This window comes from Leptolyngbya sp. NK1-12 (assembly GCF_032598965.1).
Lineage (GTDB): Bacteria > Cyanobacteriota > Cyanobacteriia > Elainellales > Elainellaceae > Elainella.
In genome coordinates this window covers 5,317,736-5,336,425 of sequence record NZ_CP053586.1, presented here as the reverse complement: position 1 = coordinate 5,336,425, position 18,690 = coordinate 5,317,736, and the positions used below count along the sequence as shown (strand labels likewise).

15 protein-coding genes are annotated in these 18,690 nt (G+C 52.5%); 4 read left to right on the top strand and 11 right to left on the bottom strand.

What is annotated here, in order from left to right; genetic code table 11:
- Nucleotides 1-29 precede the first annotated feature (29 nt).
- Entirely contained in the window at nt 30-1,568 is a 1,539-nt protein-coding gene (gene trpE, locus HJG54_RS22605) for an anthranilate synthase component I (protein ID WP_316431511.1), read from the bottom strand.
- 486 nt (nt 1,569-2,054) lie between these two features.
- Here trpE and HJG54_RS22600 point away from each other — a divergent pair, with 486 nt between their 5' ends.
- A complete protein-coding gene (locus HJG54_RS22600; protein WP_035998744.1) occupies nt 2,055-2,291 on the top strand; it encodes a hypothetical protein in 237 nt (78 codons plus the stop codon).
- A 228-nt stretch (nt 2,292-2,519) separates the two neighbouring features.
- Here the strand turns inward: HJG54_RS22600 and HJG54_RS22595 are convergent, their stop codons facing one another.
- The 5 genes from HJG54_RS22595 to HJG54_RS22575 form a co-directional block, all read right to left on the bottom strand.
- Nucleotides 2,520-4,559, bottom strand: a complete 2,040-nt coding sequence (locus HJG54_RS22595) for an elongation factor G (protein WP_316431510.1) — start codon at nt 4,557-4,559, stop codon at nt 2,520-2,522.
- 651 nt (nt 4,560-5,210) lie between these two features.
- The gene (locus tag HJG54_RS22590) at nt 5,211-7,583 is read right to left on the bottom strand and encodes a DUF3604 domain-containing protein (protein ID WP_316431509.1); all 2,373 of its coding nucleotides are present in this window, start codon (nt 7,581-7,583) and stop codon (nt 5,211-5,213) included.
- Between the two features lie 17 nt (nt 7,584-7,600).
- Nucleotides 7,601-8,482 carry a sulfate ABC transporter permease subunit CysW gene (gene cysW, locus HJG54_RS22585; RefSeq protein WP_316431508.1) on the bottom strand — a complete coding sequence of 294 codons (882 nt, stop codon included), beginning with the start codon at nt 8,480-8,482 and terminating at the stop codon, nt 7,601-7,603.
- Entirely contained in the window at nt 8,472-9,341 is an 870-nt protein-coding gene (gene cysT, locus HJG54_RS22580) for a sulfate ABC transporter permease subunit CysT (RefSeq protein ID WP_316431507.1), read from the bottom strand. The genes cysW and cysT overlap by 11 nt, the downstream gene beginning before the upstream one ends.
- Nucleotides 9,341-10,417 carry a sulfate ABC transporter substrate-binding protein gene (locus HJG54_RS22575; protein WP_316431506.1) on the bottom strand — a complete coding sequence of 359 codons (1,077 nt, stop codon included), beginning with the start codon at nt 10,415-10,417 and terminating at the stop codon, nt 9,341-9,343. Before HJG54_RS22575 ends, cysT begins: the two co-directional genes overlap by 1 nt.
- Before the next feature lie 373 nt (nt 10,418-10,790).
- Here HJG54_RS22575 and hisC point away from each other — a divergent pair, with 373 nt between their 5' ends.
- A complete protein-coding gene (hisC, locus tag HJG54_RS22570) occupies nt 10,791-11,840 on the top strand; it encodes a histidinol-phosphate transaminase (protein WP_316431505.1) in 1,050 nt (349 codons plus the stop codon).
- Between the two features lie 226 nt (nt 11,841-12,066).
- Nucleotides 12,067-12,306, top strand: coding sequence for a hypothetical protein (locus tag HJG54_RS22565; RefSeq protein WP_035998738.1), 240 nt, complete (start codon nt 12,067-12,069; stop codon nt 12,304-12,306).
- Here the strand turns inward: HJG54_RS22565 and HJG54_RS22560 are convergent.
- From HJG54_RS22560 to HJG54_RS22550, 3 genes are all read right to left on the bottom strand, one after another.
- On the bottom strand, nt 12,290-13,705 hold the full coding sequence (locus tag HJG54_RS22560; protein WP_316431504.1) for an AtzE family amidohydrolase: 1,416 nt from the start codon (nt 13,703-13,705) through the stop codon (nt 12,290-12,292). The two genes, HJG54_RS22565 and HJG54_RS22560, sit on opposite strands and share 17 nt — an antisense overlap.
- A 39-nt stretch (nt 13,706-13,744) precedes the next feature.
- Nucleotides 13,745-13,927: a DUF4089 domain-containing protein gene (locus tag HJG54_RS22555; protein WP_316431503.1), complete on the bottom strand. Its 183-nt coding sequence runs from the start codon at nt 13,925-13,927 to the stop codon at nt 13,745-13,747.
- A gap of 91 nt (nt 13,928-14,018) precedes the next feature.
- The gene (locus HJG54_RS22550; protein ID WP_316431502.1) at nt 14,019-14,462 is read right to left on the bottom strand and encodes an FxLYD domain-containing protein; all 444 of its coding nucleotides are present in this window, start codon (nt 14,460-14,462) and stop codon (nt 14,019-14,021) included.
- Nucleotides 14,463-14,604: 142 nt separating this feature from the next.
- On the opposite strand from HJG54_RS22550, the gene HJG54_RS22545 reads away from it, so the two are divergent.
- The gene (locus HJG54_RS22545; RefSeq protein ID WP_316431501.1) at nt 14,605-14,976 is read left to right on the top strand and encodes a VOC family protein; all 372 of its coding nucleotides are present in this window, start codon (nt 14,605-14,607) and stop codon (nt 14,974-14,976) included.
- 228 nt (nt 14,977-15,204) lie between these two features.
- On the opposite strand, the gene HJG54_RS22540 is transcribed toward HJG54_RS22545, so the two are convergent.
- Nucleotides 15,205-15,420: a hypothetical protein gene (locus tag HJG54_RS22540; RefSeq protein ID WP_316431500.1), complete on the bottom strand. Its 216-nt coding sequence runs from the start codon at nt 15,418-15,420 to the stop codon at nt 15,205-15,207.
- 121 nt (nt 15,421-15,541) lie between these two features.
- A complete protein-coding gene (locus HJG54_RS22535; RefSeq protein WP_316431499.1) occupies nt 15,542-18,517 on the bottom strand; it encodes a glycerol-3-phosphate acyltransferase in 2,976 nt (991 codons plus the stop codon).
- Nucleotides 18,518-18,690: the final 173 nt, after the last annotated feature.

The following is an 18,690-nucleotide window of genomic DNA, read 5'->3' as shown; positions in this document are numbered from 1 at the left end:
GAGTCTTCAAATCATATAGGTTGACTTGCTTACTGTAAACAGCGGATCGCCTCTAGCATTCCTCTAGCCTTGTTGAGAGTTTCTTCGTACTCCCGCTCCGGCTGAGAGTCCGCCACTAATCCAGCTCCGGCTTGGACACTGACTAAGTGGCTGCCATTGGGCTGGCTGCGCACAACCATAGTGCGAATTGCGATGGCGGTGTTCAACTGACCTTCAAAGTCGTAGTACCCATAGACGCCAGAATACACCCCTCGGCGGCAGGGTTCTAAGTCGTGGATAATCTCCATCGCCCGAATTTTGGGCGCACCGCTGACGGTTCCGGCTGGAAAACAGGCTTTGAGTAAGTCCCAGGCGGTTTTGCCAGGAGCCAATTCGCCAATCACATTACTGACGATATGCATGACATGGGAATAGCGCTCGATCACCATCAGCTCATCGACCCTCACTGTGCCGCTGGCGCAGACCCGGCCCAGATCGTTGCGGCCCAAATCGACCAGCATCACATGCTCGGCAATTTCCTTTGGGTCTTGCAGCAAGTCTTCTGCTAGAGCCGCATCGTCTTTGGGGGTTTTACCACGGGGGCGGGTGCCGGCAATCGGACGCAGGGTGGCGAGGAGGGGCTTGTTGGCGTCAGTGCGCTCTGCCTTCACCATTACTTCAGGACTAGAGCCGATAATCTGCCAGTCTTGAAAATGGAAATAGGCCATGTAGGGCGAAGGGTTGATCAATCGCAGCGAACGGTACAGGGCAAACGGATCGCCAGCATACTGGGTCGAGAGCCGCTGGGAAATCACCACCTGAAAAATATCGCCAGCGCGGATGTGGGCTTTGGCTTTTTCGACGTTGGCGCAGAATTGCTCCTGGGTGACGTTGCTGCTGTAGGAAAATTTAGAACCGTTCTGGCGCTGGGTCGTTTGGGGCGGCGTCCATTCCAGAATCGTGTCTTTGCCAGTCAAGGGAAGCTGAAGTTTAGCCACCATCTGGCTCACCTTATGGCAGGCTTGCTGATAGGCTTGCTCTAGGTCAGTGTTGGGGTGGCGCAGGTCGGCATAGGCAATTGCCCAGATCTTGCGCTTGACTTGGTCGAAGATCATCAGATGGTCAATCTGCATCCAGAGGCCATCGGGCAGATCGGTCGGTTCAGCCGTGTAGATGGGAACTCGCGGTTCGATCCAGTGAATCAGCTCGTAGCCCCAAAAGCCGAAGAGGCCACCAATGCCGGGTGGCAGTTGGGATAATTTGACCGGGCGGAAGGGTTCCAAACAGGCCGCCAGAGTGGTAAATGGATCGCCTTCAAACACCTGCACCGAGCCATCGCGATAGGTCTGCGTGGTTTGGTTACCGCGGGCTTCCAGAACCCAGAGCGGATCGCAACCCACAAAACTATAGCGGCCGACCGTTTCACCGCCCTCGACTGACTCCAGCAAAAAGCTGTAGGGTTGTCCGGCACAGACTTTGTACCAGGCTGAAACCGGCGTATCCAGGTCGGCCACCCACTCCTGATAGACCGGGACAAAGTTTCCCTGCTGCGCTAATTGCGAAAACTGAGCAAAATCTGGAAAAATCATGCGCTACACCCAACCCGCTTGAACGCTGACCTTGGCCTCACCTTTGGTGGATCATTGGTAGATCGATCTACCAAGATCGATCACTGATAGATCAGTGAATCATAGTTTATCACTCAGGATTGATCCGAATAGTTCACCTGATGGAGCGATGCCAACTGATCAGAACTATCGAGAAAATAAATGAGTAAGCCATCCAATTTCGTCTACACTGTCTAAGGATGTAACGTTCCTAGGTTTTACGGACTATCGATCGCTACATCTTTATCACTAGAGTAAAAATACTGTGGAGCCGATCAGCTTCTTCATTTACCCTCAAGGCAGCTACAGAGCGAAGTTGCACAGTTGTAACTGATTTACCCGGAAACCTCGAACTCGCTACGGTATCTGTGTTTATAGAGCCTGGCTGTTCTTGACCCAAACCTGACCGAAAGCTTCACACCCCAGAGAACCCCCATAGCCCGCCGTTTAATTGGGAGATACGGATCAATGAAAGATTTTGTTTTGGATGCACCGAACGCGAACCGCTACACCTATTTTGTGGCTTACTACGGCAAAGATTTTCACAAGCAAACGGCAGTTCTGCATGTGAAGCACAACTTTGACGACTCAATCCAAGCCCTGCATATCCAAATTCGCCAGCGGATCAACGAAGTATTAGGACAAGAAACGCCTTCCTGTTACCATATCCTGGCGCTGGCGGCTCCTGAAGCCGTTCCGGTGTAATCGAGTTTTGAGAGAATTCGACAATAGTTAAGGGGCCGTTTTAGCCCCTTTTTTTGTAGGTTTTTGTAGGAGTCAGGAGATAGGAGATTAGGAGTTTGACCAATCCTTTGGTGGAATGCTTTTAAATGAGCGGCAATCCAATCGTGAATGGGTACCAGGAGTGTGAGCAGTTTAGACGCCTGACTTTAATTCCCGATTCCCGACTCCTGACTCCTATCTCCTACCTACTCAGCTCCCATTGCCATTCCCGTTGCCAGTCTTCGCTAACACCCGCTCAGCCACCTTATCCGGGACTTCTTGCAGATGGTCAAACTGCCAGCGGAAGGTGCCGACCCCCATGGTCAGAGAACGCAGCTCTACGATCAGGGTGTGCATTTCAGCTTGAGGGAGGTGGGCATGCACTTCGTCCCAGCCGCGCCAGTTAGGTTTGGCTTCGTAGCCCAGCACCTGCCCGCGATGGCCGTTGATCAGGCGCAGCACGTTGGCGGTAAATTCGTTGGGCACGGAGATCGTGATCGCCAGGATCGGTTCCAGCAGGCTGGGTTCGCATTTGGCCATGCCTTCCTGCATGGCCAGACGAGCAGCTTGTTTGAAGGCTTGCTCGGAGCTGTCTACGGTGTGGTAAGAGCCATTTGTGAGCGTGACGGCCACATCTACGACAGGAAACCCAAGCGGCCCGTGGGTAAGATATTCCCGCACGCCCATTTCCACGCCAGGAATGTACTGTTTCGGCACCACACCACCCACGATGGTTTCGTTGAAACTGAACCCAGTGCCGCGCGGCATTGGCTTAATATCCAGGTACACATCCCCAAACTGGCCATGCCCACCGGATTGGCGCTTGTAGCGTCCGTGGATGGAGTTGGCAGATCGGCGAATTGTTTCCTTGTAGGGCACCTGCGGCAGATGGGTTGTCATGGGCAGACTGTACTTGCGGCGCAAGCGATCCAGGGCCACCTGTAAATGGATTTCACCCTGGCCCCAGAGGATAATCTCGTGGGTGTCGCCGTGCTGCTCCCAAACTAGAGACGGGTCTTCGTCGAGCAGCTTGTTGAGGGCACTACTCAGCTTCACTTCATCGCCCCGCTTTTCGGGGGTAATGGCCAGGGCATAGACGGGTTCCAGGCGCTCGGCTTTCGGTAAGGACTTCACTGACTCGGTGCTGAGGGTGTCTCCGGTCTTGATGCCTTCCATCCGACCCAACGCCACAATCGAGCCTGCTCCGGCCTGGGTGAGGGCGATCTGCTGCTGGCCCATGAGACGATAGACACCACCCGTCCGAACGCCATTCAGCACGATGCCATCGGTGAGGGTGCCTTGCCAAACGCGCACCAGCGACAACTTACCGCCCTGGGACGTGGAATAGGTTTTCAGCACCTGGGCAATCGGGGTAGAGCGGTCGCTCGACATACCGCGACGCTCAGCCATGACCGTGGGTTCGGGTGCTTCTCGCACTAGGGCTTCCAGCAGTGGACGGATGCCAAAATCCTGATCCGCAATCCCAATCATTACTGGAACAATCAGGTCTGCGCCTAGCTCCATCTTCAGGTCTTGCAGAATTTCGTCTTGCGATGGATTGATGTCTTCCAGCAGTTCTTCCAGCAGGTGATCGTCAAAATCGGCCAGGGTTTCCAGCATCTCAGTGCGGGTAGCCTGTTCTACAGCTCTCAATTCGTCCGGCAGAGGAATGGGGTCCGCAGGAGCACCAGGATGGTACTGATAGGCTTGTTCGCTGATCAGATCAATAAAGCCACGGATGTTCTCGCCTTGTCCGATCGGATAGTGATGCGGCACGAGCGGACGGCTAGAAACGGCTTTTAACGCCTGCAAAATGTCCGCAAACGAGTCGTGGCAGCGGTCCATTTTGTTGATGAAAACCAGATGGGGAATTTCCCAATCGTCCAAAAATTGAAACAGGGGAGCCAAGGTTAAAACGCGATTACAGTCCGGCTCACAAACGACGATAGCCGCATCGACGCCCATCAGCGCATGATAGGTTTCTTGGGCAAATTCGACCGAACCGGGACAGTCTAAAAACGTAAAACAAATGCCGCCATACTCGGTACTAGCGGCATTGACTTCAACACTCATTTGGCGATCGCGGGCTTCTGGCGAGGCATCTCCGACCGTATTCTTATCCGTCACTTTGCCCTTGCGGGTAATCGCTCCTGTGACCGATAAAATGCTTTCCAGCACCGTCGTTTTGCCGCTCAGATAGGGACCCACAATCGCCACATTTCGTGAGCCGGATAAAACTTTTTCATTCATAGGACCACTCACTTGTTTTGCTGATGTTCATTAACAAAAGCTTGCAGCAAAACTCGACAGTTCATTAGCTAGCGAACCCGTTAGTTCCCGTAATTTCTAACTGGCTTAACTAGCTGATTGACTGCAAATCCTCAGCAGACGAGGCGAAAGGTTCGGCATCAAAAAAGGGCAATTAGCAAGGGTGCGCTGATCGGCTCAACGCGGAATGAAAAGGTTAAAGCAATAAATTTTGTAGAGGTGGACAGATGCCAATTGCCGGAAGGAATGCGAGTAGCTAATGGACTTAAGATTTTGATCGGATTTTAATCAAGTTTCAATCAAGTTTGATCAATAAAAGGAGTTGCTCAGCAATTGAAGGAGCGCTGACTCAACTTGATCAATGGCTTAATTAAACTCTGATCAATTCATCGAATCTTGCCGCAATAAATTAAGATTAACCTGTTGATAATCTGAATCGACGCGCTGTTTTATGAAAATTTATATCAGCAAGTTTGCCGCTTCATAACTGTTAAATCTAAAGATAAATCTAAAGAGCAGCGTTCCAACTTGGGTCTATAGGATTCAGTGATCAACAGAGAAAAAAATAGGTAAGACTTCGTGATTTTTTGTGATGGTTCGTAATATTAAATAACGAATGCTTGCCGCCGTTCGTCACGCATCAAATTCAATAAACAGTGGGCTGGTCCACACTTTCGAGTCATCCACCTGTCGCCCAAACAGATAGACCGGCACAAAACCATGAGGACTGGACTGCGGCTCGACCACAAAGCAACCTTTGATATCACGCGGCATTTCCTGCTGACTAATTTGGTCTACGGCAAGAAATAACTCGGCTCCGCCCAGATCTCGGCGCAAATGATGGTGCTTTAGCAGCTCCTGACCAGTAAATTCCCAAGTAAACTCCGGGCAATGAATGTATGGATTGGGCTGGAGTGGGCTACCCACTTTGGTGTAGCTACCGATTTGCCCATGCAGCCGAAAGCGGGCGTGGGCCAGATCAGACAACTCCAACTCGATCGCATCCGCATCACCGTAGGTCTCAGAACGAAACTCTAAGCTTAAGGGATCCGCTCGCCTCACATACTCCTCAGGGTGTTCCAGGCCATAGGCTTGATAACTGTGTACCAGCGTATTGGCATATTCCAAAACGCCCCGCCACTCGGCCCAACGATAGCGGTCCTGAATCCGCGCCCCACCCCAGCGGAGACGAATTTTATGGGGTGAATAACCCGCCTCGGCCTGAAGGTTACGCCGCCATAGCACTCCTGCATCAGTGTAGGCCACAATCTCATCCCAGCCAGTTGTTCCTAGAAAGCGATAGTGCACTTCAACTGGCTCTGATGCAGTAAACTCATCACCTTGAATCTGGGCACCTGACCAAAGCAACCCCACCAAACGGTCGCCCGTCGTGGCCCAGGTATGCCGAGACCGCAGCGCCTGATTAATCGCTGCTTTCGTTAGGGAGGATGCAATTACACCAGTCAGTCCCCCCTTGACCCCAAAGACGGCGGTTCCTGGTACTCCACCTCCACAGCGGCCTCGATGCTCATCGCCGTTGGCAGAAACACCAACCTTATAACCCCGGCGAATCGCATCTTGATAAAACCAAGGGAAATGTCCCCAGGCGGAGCCAATCTCAACCAACCGCTCTAAGCGAGGATGGTGCCAATCTAGAATGGCCCGCCGTCCACCTACATGGGGAATCAGCAAATGCTGGGTTGGGTCGTGAATGTAGGCGGCAAACAGCCGATCCACCGGCCATGCTCCTGGCAGCAGCGCGTTCCCTTGCATCTCTTCATTCCACTCAAACGACCGCACATGCCGACCCTGCCGATCGTAGGGAAACAGCACCTCATCGCCTAAAAAAATTACATTGCGATCGCCTCCCGCTGCGGAGTTACCACACCATTCAGTTCCGGGATAGCAGAGAAACTCGCCTTCTTGCGTGATGGTTCGACATTGGTTGACATCCTCCTGCCACCGTTCTTTCGTAATGTTAAAGTCATTGGCGGTGTAGCCTAGGATGTCTAAGCCAGCCACATCTCGCCCATAGGTGAAGTTATATTCGGTGCTGTTGGTGCCAACGGTATTGTTAGAGTGGACATGCAGATCAGCGAAGAAGGCACGCGGACAGGCTAGGTCTGGTTCTGCCGTGACAGGGGTTAAATCACTCTGTAATTCTGTTCCCAGGAGGTTGGCTTGAAACAGCATTTCTGCTGTTGCTTCTAAAATCACATCGGTTCTGGCGACGGCCCAGCCCTGCTCCGGTAGAGAGAGTTGCTGCTGAGTGAGCACACCCGTTCTATCTCGGCGGGTTAGCTGCAACTGGCCGCCTAGACCCCAGCAAGTATTGCCCCACCGATCCTCGACTCGAACGCGCAGTGGGAAAGCCGTCCCGGTTCTAACCAAGCGCGGGCTAGTAATCACCAGTTTTGCGGCAGTTCCCGGCACGATATCTAGCACCACATCGCCTGGTATTTCGGCAAAGCGAGAAGTCCCGACCGGATCGATATAGGCCCGAAAGCGGAAGCCCTGTTCTACAAAGGTCTGAACGCGGGTTCCAGGTCCACCAGCACGACGGTCGCCCAAGCGAATCAGGATATGATCGCCGGGTTTGAGGTAGCCATCTACGATATCGATAATAATTGCCTTCTGAAAAGGACGTTCATGCCCTTTTTGATCAAACCGCAGCTTGAGCGATTGCACCGTAGCAGGACTTTCACCGGGCAGCGTTGGCCGCGCCTGATATTCAGCAGAGAGATAGTTGGCCGCAGTCGGGTCTTCGGTTTGAAACAGTCCCCAGTCGGAATAAAATTTGAAGGTGACTTTGATCCAGGCTCCATCAGCAATTCCAGACGCGCCTACCTGATAATCCAGCAAAATTTCCTGCCAACTTCCGGCTTCAATCCTCTGAGTCGAACAGTGAAGTTGCCCTAAAAACGGCAGGCTACGTACATATTCCAGATACCCCTGCGGATGTACATATTCTCCTAAATCATTTAAATCATTGAGGCTGTGGTCCATTGTTCGATTCCTTTAGCTTATTTTTTGGGTGTCAATGCCTGAGCCGGCAAAAGAGAGCGGGGATGATCAATCATCTGCAATAATGCCTGAGCCGCTAACGTAAGCAGTGCTAGAAGGGCCAACAGCGAAGCGCAGGCAAAGGCCGCAACCGTTTGATATTCGGTGTAGACTTGTTCGATGTGTAACGTCAGCGTGTTGGTTTCTAAAATTAATTTTCCAGAAATCACCGAGACGGCTCCAAATTCACCAATTGCTCTGGAGGTGCACAGAATCACGCCATAAAGCAGCGCCCAGCGAATGGTCGGAAAGGTAACACGCCAAAAGGTCTGCCAAGCATTGGCACCGAGTGTTTGTGCGGCTTCCTCTTCTTCCAGTCCCATGTTCTGCAAAACCGGCAACACTTCTCGTGCCACAAATGGCAACGTGATAAACAACGTTGTAAGCACCATGCCGGGTAACGCAAAAATGACTTTCAGGTTAAAGGCTGTTACCCAATGGGCAAACAAGCCAACCGTGGGACTATAAAGCAGAATAAACATCAACCCCACAACCACCGGCGAAACAGCGAGCGGCAAATCTAGCAACCCCAATAGCGCCACTTTGCCCGGAAATTGATAACGAGCCAAGATCCAGGCGATAGCAATTCCAAAGGCGGTATTGAGTGGAATGGTGAGCAGGGCAATGATGAACGTTACCGCAATCGCATGTTGGGCTTCAGGCGTTGTAATTCCCTGCCAATAGGCAGCGATACCGCTAGCAAACGCTTGATAAAAAACGATCAGCAGCGGCAAGAGCACCACAACCATCAGAAATGATAACCCCAATCCGATGAGTAAATACCGCTCCCAGGGTAGCTGCTGGAACCGAAGCATGAACTTGAACTGAAACCTAAGCAGCATAGCGACGACTCCACCATTGCAGCAAATTAGTACAAACGAGAACAACCAGGGAAACAACCAGCAGCACAATGGCAACTGCCGTTGCTCCGGCATAGTCATATTCTTCTAGGCGGCGATAGATGTAGACCGAGCTAATCATCGTTTCGTAGGGAATGTTGCCAGAGATCAGCACCACGACGCCGTACTCGCCCACAGCTCGCGCAAAGGCCAAGGAAAAGCCCGTCAAAATTGCAGGCCGTAGTTGTGGCAAGATAACGCGCCAGAATACTTGTCGGTCGCTGGCTCCCAAGAGCTGAGCTGCCTCTTCTACCTCCGGCTCGATTTCCAGCAAAACCGGCTGCACGGCCCGCACAACGAAGGGAAGGGTGACAAAAACCTTGGCAAACACAACGCCAATCACCGATGAAGTTAGATTCACCGAATCAATTCCCAACTGCTGTAAACCATCTCCCAGGACGGTTCCAGGATTGAGATATCGACCCACAGCACCATCGGGACCATAGAGTGAGACAAGGGCGATGCCCGCTACCACGGCTGGCATCGCAAACGGTAAATCGATCAGGCCATCGGCAAAACGTTTGCCGGGAAAGTCATAGCGCACCAAAATCCAGGCGAGAATCACACCAAACACACTATTGATAGTGGCTGCCAGCAGAGCCGCCGTAAAAGAAAGTTGATAGGTCTTTAGGGCAACCGGAGCCGTTATCACCTGCCATAGCTCGGACCAAGGACGCTTAGAAGCTTCTAAGAAGATCACCCCCAACGGTAACAGTAAGATAAAGCTGAGGTAGGTCAGCACTAGTCCGACAAATAACACCCGACCTGCATGTCGAGGGGTTGAAACACGAATTGTCATCATTACTGGCTACGGGCCGCTTGAGCCGCATCAAATAAGCCACCGTCCGCAAAAAGTTTTTTGTTCACCGTTTGCCAGCCGCCAAAGTCAGCAATTGTATACAGCTTGTCTACTGGTTGATACTGGCTAGATTTTTGGGCATAGGCTTGCTGATCGATTGGCCGGTATCCAGCTTGGGCAAAAATGGCCTGGGCTTTGGGAGTAAACAGAAATTCGGTAAAGGCTGCTGCTACCTCACGGGTGCCGCGCTGATCAACGATCTTATCGACTACAGCAACCGGAAAATCAACCCGAATATTGCGGCTTGGCACCACATAAGGATAATCATCAGGAATCGCGTCGTTGGTGAAGATGATTTCATTTTCGAATGTAACCAGCACATCACCAATCTTGTTCTTCACAAATGCATCTGTAGCTTCTCGTCCACTACTCACTAGAGTTTTAATATTTTTGGCAAAGCCATTCAGATAAGCGTTAGCAGCCTGTTCGCCTTCGTCTTTTAGCACTGCTCCATAACCGGCCAGAATGCCCCATCGAGCATTCCCTGAGGTTTGGGGATTGATCGCCACGATCGACACTCCATCTTTGGCTAGATCTTGCCAATCGCGGATTTGTTTGGGATTTCCAGGCCGGGTTACTAACACCATCACCGTACTGGCAGGCGATGCCTGGTTGGGTAAGCGCTCAGCCCAATTTCCATTCACAAATCCTTTTTCAACTAGCGGATCCAGATTGCTTTGCAAGTTTTGAGCCAGCACATCTGCTGCCAACCCGCCGAGAATGGCTCTCGTTTGGGCACCTGAAGCGCCATAGGATTCCTTAAATGTCACTTGCTGGCCGGTCTTTTCCTGCCATTCTGCTTGAAATGCCGGAATGATTTTGGAGTACAGCGGCTTGGCTACGCCATAGGAAACAAGGGTTAGCTCCACGGCAGCAGGCGATTGAGCGGCTTGCGTTGCCGTTTGGGTTTCAGCAGCTTGGTCTTGCCCCCCTTGTCCCGACTGCTGGGCTTGTGTGCAGGCAGCTATCCAAAGCCCGACTGCAAATAACGCGGCATGGAGTACAGAACGTCTTCTCATGGATATGTCCTAAGAATTGAGGGTTAAGTGGTTTCTACGGAGTGCTTGTGGTTGAACTGGCTCTCAAATCAAGATACACCGAAAAGTCTATCAATAAACCGTAGTTTAAAAAGAAAATTAATTTAGTTGTCTAGAGACTTTCTGTCAAACAGACTACAGGCTCGTTCTCGTGCTGCCCTTTATCCTCCTGCTGTTCTGGGTATTGTTACCTGGCTATTTGATGCTCTACAGAAATTTTGTTGATCCTCTGTTTTCGATTCTGGTTGGAATTGAAGTGAATCGAGGGGAGGGGCTGACAAGAGACGAGTAGTGCTGTTCTAAGATAAGAAGGTTCGCTTCTGTCATCCCTTTTTGTCATTCTTTTAGCAATTCCATGAGCAGCTACTTCCGTCCCAACATCGACGCGATGGCCGGTTACGTGCCCGGTGAGCAACCCAAGCCCGGCACCCGCATTATTAAACTCAATACCAATGAAAATCCCTATCCGCCTTCGCCGGCTGCAATGGATGTGCTGCGCAATTTCGATGGCGAATGGCTGCGGCGCTATCCCAATCCGTTTGCCAACGAGTTCCGACAGGCGATTAGCGAAGTGTTGCAGGTGCCGATGGATTGGATTATGGCCGGCAACGGCAGCGACGAAATTCTGAATGTGATCGTGCGGTCCTGTGCCGAGCAGCAGCGCAAGGTGGTGTATCCGACGCCGACCTATGTGCTGTACCGGACGCTGGCAGAAATGCAGCCCGCCGAAGTGGTGGAAGTGCCCTATGGCGAAAACAATCGGCTGCCGATTGACGAATTAGTTGCCGCCAACGGAGCCGTGACCTTCATTGCCTCGCCCAACAGTCCGTCGGGGCATGTGGTGTCCAATCAGGAGTTGCGCCAGTTGGCCTCCCAGCTCACGGGTGTGCTGCTAATCGACGAAGCCTATGTGGATTTTGCCGACTCTACCGCCCTGCCGCTGGTGCAGGAATTCGAGAATGTGATGATCAGCCGCACCTTGTCAAAGGGCTATTCGTTGGCGGGATTACGGTTGGGTTTTGGGATTGCCAATCCCAAGCTGCTGAGCGGTCTGTTTAAGGTGAAAGACAGCTACAACATCGACGCGATTGCCTGCGCAGTAGGAGCAGCTGCAATGCGAGATCAGCCTTATTTGCAGCAGTGCATTGCTCAGGTGAAAGCCTGCCGCGCTCAGTTAACGGTTGATCTGAAACAGCTCGGCTTTCAGGTGCCTGATTCCCAAACTAATTTTTTATTAGCCAGACCACCGAAGGGAAACGCCGAGGCCATCTATCTGGCCCTGAAAGAACGGGGTATTTTAGTGCGCTACTTCAAGCAGCTCGGACTCGATGACAAACTGCGCATTACGGTTGGCACCGAAGAGCAAAATCAAATCCTGATCGAGGCGCTGCTGCATTTGATTTGATTCCATTTGATTTGCGGATAAATTTGGTTGGAGGCTGAGGTTCTGGCCGGTACTTGGCACGCTGGCTCAAGAGCTGTAGGATGCCGATTCTAAAATCGGTTTGTCTGCATACTGTCGGACTAGCTTCACTAAATCTTTGCAAGATCCGAGAAAATACGCCTGTCCTTCTCCCCTAAAATCAGCAAGAGTATCTAATGACAAACTGGTTCTTGCTCCGCATCTTTCTATGGGTAGAAAAACAAATCAGCTTCCTCTCGTGATCGTCGTATGTAGCGTGTTCGGACTCGTGTTCGGCGCGACTGCTAGTCAGGCTGAAATGAATCAATGTCTGGCAGCAGAAAATCCCTCCCACCAGTGTTTGACGCAAAATCCAACGCTGAAACGGCTCGAAGGGATGGGAATGGGGTTATTTGCTGGCGCAGGGGCCGCAATTGGTGCAACTTGGCGGATTAAGTCAAAGGGGTAGCCACTGGAGCAGCTACAATTCCCTCTGCTTCTAACAAGGCGGCTGCTCGCAAGATTAGGGCTTCGTTGTAGGGCGCAGCAATAATCTGCACGCCTACAGGCAACTCACCGGGACGCTGGATTGGCACAGATAGAATCGGCAGACCAATAAAGGAAAGGGGCTGTGTGTAAAGTCCCAGATTGGGCCGTACCAACACTTCTACGCCATCTAGCGTCATTGTCTGCTGGCCAATTTTTGGCGCAACGCAGGGTGTACTCGGCGCAAGGATTAAATCCACCTGCTGAAATAGCTGCCGCACCTGATCGCGATACCAACGGCGGAACCGCTGGGCCTGGAGGTACCAGGTATTGGGAATCATTGTCCCAGCAATAAACCGATCGCGAGTAGCCGGGTCAAAATCCTGCGGGCGAGTTTTGAGGCTTTCTAAATGCAGGTTGCTGCCTTCACTAGCGGTAATTACGTAGGCGGCAGCTCTAGCCCGGTGGGCTTGGGGAATCGTGATCTGCCGATCGGCTCCCAAAGCCTTAGCTACCAGCTCTACAGCGGCAAAGACCTCTGGATCTCCGCCTCTGGCAAAATAGTCATCCGCAACGGCAATTCGCAGCCCTTCAATCCCGCGATTCAGCCAAGGTGAGCAGGGTTCGGGCGGGCGAAATGTACAGACCGGATCGCGTGGGTCATGCCCCTGCATCAGGTCAAACGTGAGGGCAATATCCCGCACCGAGCGAGCAAACGGGCCTACGTGGTCGAGGCTGCTAGCAAATAAATAGGCTCCAGCCCGCGATAATCTACCATAGGTGGGCTTCAAGCCAAAAATGCCGCAAAATGCTGCCGGAACTCGGATTGAGCCATTCGTATCGGAACCTAGCGTTAGCGGAACCATGCCTGCGGCCACAGCTGCGGCTGAACCGCCCGAAGAACCGCCCGCAACGCGGCTCAGATCGTGGGGATTGTGGGTAGCTCCGTAGTGACTATTTTCAGTGACAAAGCCGTAAGCGTATTCGTCCATGTTTAGCGTGCCCACCAGGATAGCGCCAGCCCGTTTCAGAGCCGCTACTGCTGTTGCATCCTGCTGAGCAGGTGGATGGGACTGATTGATTTTAGAACCTGCTAGAGTTTTGAGGCCGGTCACATCAAACAGATTTTTGACCGCAAACGGCACACCTGCCAGTGCTCCAACTGTTTCGTCCTGAGCAATTTGCTGATCGATCTGCTGCGCTTCTGCGATGGCCTGCTCAGTCAGTAGGTCAGTAAAGCAATTGAGGCGCGAATCCAGGGCACTGATGCGGTCGAGAGACGCTCTGACGACGGTTTCTGCACTCACTTGTTTGGCTCGAACGGCGGCAGCAATAGCCACCGCATCGGCTAATTCGCGATTGAAGTTACTATCGAATCTCATGGAGCTAGGCCAAGTTGATATAGGGGAATAGGCTGTGGGCTATGGCTCAAATAAAGGAGCTGCTTCTATCTCGTCAGGCAAGGGAAACTCCATCACTAGTTGAGCAATTTCGGCGGTTCTGCCCAGATTGGCGATTACGCCCGGTCGGTGCTCCGGATCGATTGGCAATTGCAGGAGTTGAGCCATCAGGTCAACCAGTTGGGCGAGTTCAGATTCAGTCATAGCGCTCTATTTATAAGCCAGGCACAAATAGCGATAATAGCGATTAATCTAAGCCAAATAGGGCCAACTAGAGACAAAATCACCTACGGTGCTAGCGCCGCACTACTCCGGTAAACCCAGAAGCTTTGAATTGCTTTAGCTTCAAAGGCGTTGGCTGGTTGGCCGGTACAGAAATCCTCAGTTCGAAGTCGCTAATGCCGGGAGGAACCTCGTCGATGGAGCCGAGGCGAGTCCGGTTTTGCAAGATCGGGTTATCATTGGCGTCGTAGATCCGCCCGTAGATGTCGGCGTTGATAATCGGTTTGCCAGAAGAGTTCTCTGCCTTGCCAGTGACAATAAAACAATTAGCTGCCATGCTGGTTCCACCCGATGTAATCGCTCCTTCTGCCAACTCAGGCGGGCATTCGTGATAGGACAGATTGGTCAGCTTAATTTGGATCAGGGCTAGGGCAGCGGGGGCAATGCTCCAACTACAAAGCCAAATTAACACAGCGATAGCCCATGCCAAGGGCCGGACTGGGATCAACCAACTCATAAACTATTCCTTATGTATTATCATTCCTCAGCTTACCGTGAACCGTTTCCCGTGAATCGCATCTGCTTCAGCTCCAGCGATTTCAGGAGGCTGTGTTTAAAATAAGGCTAGATAGAGCAATGTTTGGGAGTTTCGAAACAGTATGCAACTTAAGCGAATCGGGCATGTAGCCATTTGCGTTCAAGACCTCGATCGAGCCGCCCAGTTTTATCAAAATTTGGGCATGGAGCTGGTTTGGAAAGATGCGGACTGGGCCTACCTAAAAGCGGGCGACGATGGTTTGGCGCTGTTGAGTCCCCAGTATAAGCAAGCAGGTCCCCATTTTGGCTTTATTTTTCACGACCGGGCGGAAATTGAAATTGCTTATGAGCAGCTAAAGGCGGCAGATGTCCACCTCACCTCGATCCATGAGCACCGTGACGGCACTGCTTCTTTCTACGGGCGCGATCCGGAAGGCAATTGGTTTGAGTATCTCTATGAGCCAGCTCCGGTTGCAGCAGGGGTGGGAAGCTAGGAGCAGGAGTCAGGAGTCAGGAGCTGAGTTCAAACTTATTGTATAGAACTATATAGAAAAGCAAAGTTCAGCCGGACCTGTTAGACTGCCCCGTTCAACTCATACGCACAAAAAATCAGAGCGCTTAGGCTCTGACTTGACAAGGTTGATATTAAGCATAGCTAATTAAGTTTGATTTTATACCCTTGCGGGTTGATTTCATCTAGCGAAATCGCTGGCTAATCCAGATTAATCTAAACTGATGAGTCTGGACTGGCGCGAGACGAACTTCTCAAAGTCTGCTTGAGTTTGGTGTAGCAGCTGCTGCCGACTGTCGGATGTATTAGTCAGAGCAGGTACTAAGTTACGAGCTTGTAACGCCATGTGAAGTTGGAGGTGAGCGACGTACTCGCTTAGATCTTCACGTTCGGAAGCATGAGAGATCACATTAAAATTGCTAACCAAGGTTTCTTCCCTCTCAGGAACGCTGCATAGTTAACAGAACGCTATTGAACGTAACATATTCCGGTGGACCTAAATTTCAATTCGCAATGAAGTGTAACTTTCGGTAGAAAAAATCTTTACTTTAGGTAGGCGACTCCTCGCTCAGCAGCTCGATGGTTCCAGTCTCTCCGTCGATGCGAATTGGCTGACCGTCTTGCAAAATTCGGGTGGCGTTGGCCACATTCATCACGGCTGGGATGCCATACTCGCGGGCCACAATTGCACCGTGGGAGAGCTGACCGCCAACTTCGGCAATCAGACCACCAGCTCTAGCCAGCAGCGCCGCCCAGCCAGAATCGGTATAGGGAACGACCAAAATCGTGTTGCGGTCAATAGCAACACCGTTTTGACTGTCCTGGAAGGATTGCAGCACCCTCACTTGTCCTGCTACCTGGCCGGGGCTGGCTGCAATTCCCTGGAGCTGTTTGGCGTTGGCGATTGGAGCTGAATCGAACAGAATCGGTGGGGTATGGCCGTAGACGAGCAGGGGTGGGGTGAGCTGCCGGTCGTGCTCTAGCTGAGAGCGGCGTTGGGCAACCCGGTGAGACAGGTCGGGAATCGAGATGGAGTCAGCAACTAGCTGCTGAATTTCGTCGAATTCCAGAAAAAACAGATCGCCCGCTTGCTCCAGCAAGCCAGACCGCAGCCAACACTGCTCCAGGGCGACGAAACTCCAGCGCAATTCGGCCAGTAGGTGACTATAACAGGCGGTGACTTGACCTTTTAAGTTCAGCCGCTGTTGGGCTTGGCGCAGTTTCCAGTTGTTCCCATTCTGCTTCGGAGCTATCGCAGCCGCTGGAGAATCGGGGGGATGCTGCACAAACTGAAGCCACAAGTCCTGAACCGGACCGGGATCTTCTCGCCAGGTGGGGACGGCAATATCGGTACCCACTTCGCTGAGGTAGCCATACTGCCCCAACCATTGCTCGAACTGATGCAGCACGGCTTGTCCTTCTGGGGTTGCTGCTAACTGAGCCGATAGCTCAGACCAGGTCTGACGGGATTGATCTGAATCGTTGGGTAGGAGATTGAGAGTAGCCAAACTGGATCGACAATCTACTGCAAGGGCTTGCAGTGAGCGAATGGCGGCAACTTCGGGCATCTGGCTGTTGTCGAGCTGAGTTTGCTGAACCTGAAAAATAGCCTGCCGCAGGGCCGCGCTCAGAGGAGCCATGATGCTGTAGTAGGTGGCGCGTTTCAGCAGGGCCAGAATTTGCTCGATTCGGCCCAGCAGAGCCTCAGGCGCTAGGGTCGCGACGGGTTGAGCCTGGAGGGCCGCGAAGCCGGGAGCAAAAAGTTGCTTTGTATCTCGCTCAAACTCCTGCGGCAGACGCCATTCTGCTTGGACGAGGCGCAGCAGCCCTGGTAGGTTGCGCAGCGTGGCACTCAGGGGTGGTTTGCTGAACTTGGCACCTCTGGTCAAAAATTCCAGGCTTTCAGCTGGTAAGCCCATGCGTCGAAAAATGTCGCCCAGCAAGGTGGCGTTGAAGTAGGCCGCCGAGCGATGCAGGGTAGCGGTTTCCTCAAACTCAAGACCACTGGCTCGTTCACCCAGAACTAGGGTAAAAATCTCGCCCCAAACGCCGCAGGTGAGCGGACGGTTAATCGACCAGGTGAGGGGATGAATGAAGCCGGGAATTACTTCTGCCGCTATTTTGCGCGTCCAGATTGGCAGTAGAGTCGTGATTGGCCGGACTTGCAGCAGCCAGAGTTGCTCGCCGTCGTAGGTCCATTCAATATCTTGCGGAATGCCATGGTAGCGAGCCTCGATCTGCCGCGCCAGATAAGCCACCTGCTGAATTAATTGGAGCGGTATGTTTCCTTCTCCCTCAACTCCACCGTCAACTCCTCCTTCGACGGTGGCTTGCCAATCAGCGGGCTGTTGCCCGCTTGCGGTCGAGATGGGTTCACCGATCCAGACGCGGTACTGCTCTGGAGTTTGGCGTCCAGAAACCACGGCTGCTGCCATCCCAGGCAAAGCCTCAATCACCACAGCATCTCCCTGACGAGCAATCGGGTCGCGGCTAAAGGCTACACCCGAAAACACCCCCTGGATTTGGCGCTGCACAATCACTGCCATGCCGCCAGCAGCAACCCCTCGGTCCTGTCGATAACGAGCCGCCGCCGGCAAATTGTAGGACGCCTGACAGCGCAAAATCGCTTGTTCCAAAGCGGGCAGGCTAGTGATATTCAGCAGCGACTCGTACTGTCCAGCCGCCGACGCGGTTTCTCCGTCTTCTCCAATTGCCGAAGAGCGCACGGCGATTGGATAGTCGGGAAACGGATGCAGAAGCGCCAGCAGTGGAGCCGCATCATCACCGGGCGGCAGTACCCAGCCAGGAGGTACGGGATAGCCCCAACGTTTGAGCTGCGCCAAGGTGGCCGCTTTCGCCCCTACTTTTTCGGCTTGCAGCGATTGATCCAGCGGCAGCAGAGCGCGATCTCCTTGGAAAAATCGAAACATGGATTTAGAACTCGACTGGACTTGATCAACAGGCAGATTCAGGTCGTCAGGAATCTTTTGATAGATCCAACCTAATAGGATACTCAAGGCAATATTAGCGCCAATCAATTCACCGGCATGGGGATAGCGCAGTGCCGTGATCAAGGGCAGCAGCACCAAAACACCATACTTACCGGCCTGACGTTCCCGCAGCAGGGTAAAGCCAATCCCGCCAATAATGGCTGTCAACAGCGACGTAATCGGGTCGTGAACAATGTAACCCCAGACGACATTCGTGGTTCCAGCTCCTTTGGCAAACCAGTAGCGCCCCATCACCAGAGCAATCAGCGCTCCAATCTCCCAGGCTGGCTCAGTTGGGAAAAAGCTGCGGGCCAACAGCACCGCCGCAATTCCTTTAAAAGCTTCTGACAAAACCGCCAGCACCCCGACCCGCTTGCCACCATGGTAAAACGCAGCCGAAACGCTGACATTTCCAGTGCCGGTTTTCGCCAGATCGCGCCCGGTCAGCGCTTGGACAATCCAGCCAATCAGCGGCAACCCACCCAACAGTGGACAAACTACAAAAATCAGAACAGCACCCAACACCTCTGCCATGAGTTCTTGCCAGATACAGCCACGCCTCAAAGATCCTAGCAGGGATGCCCAATTCAGTCACAAACAATCAATCACAAACAATCAATCACAAATAATCAACAAATCAATCGCGAATTTTCTCTCACCCAATCTCTCACCCAATCGGATGATGGGACTACTACGCTAAAACCGTG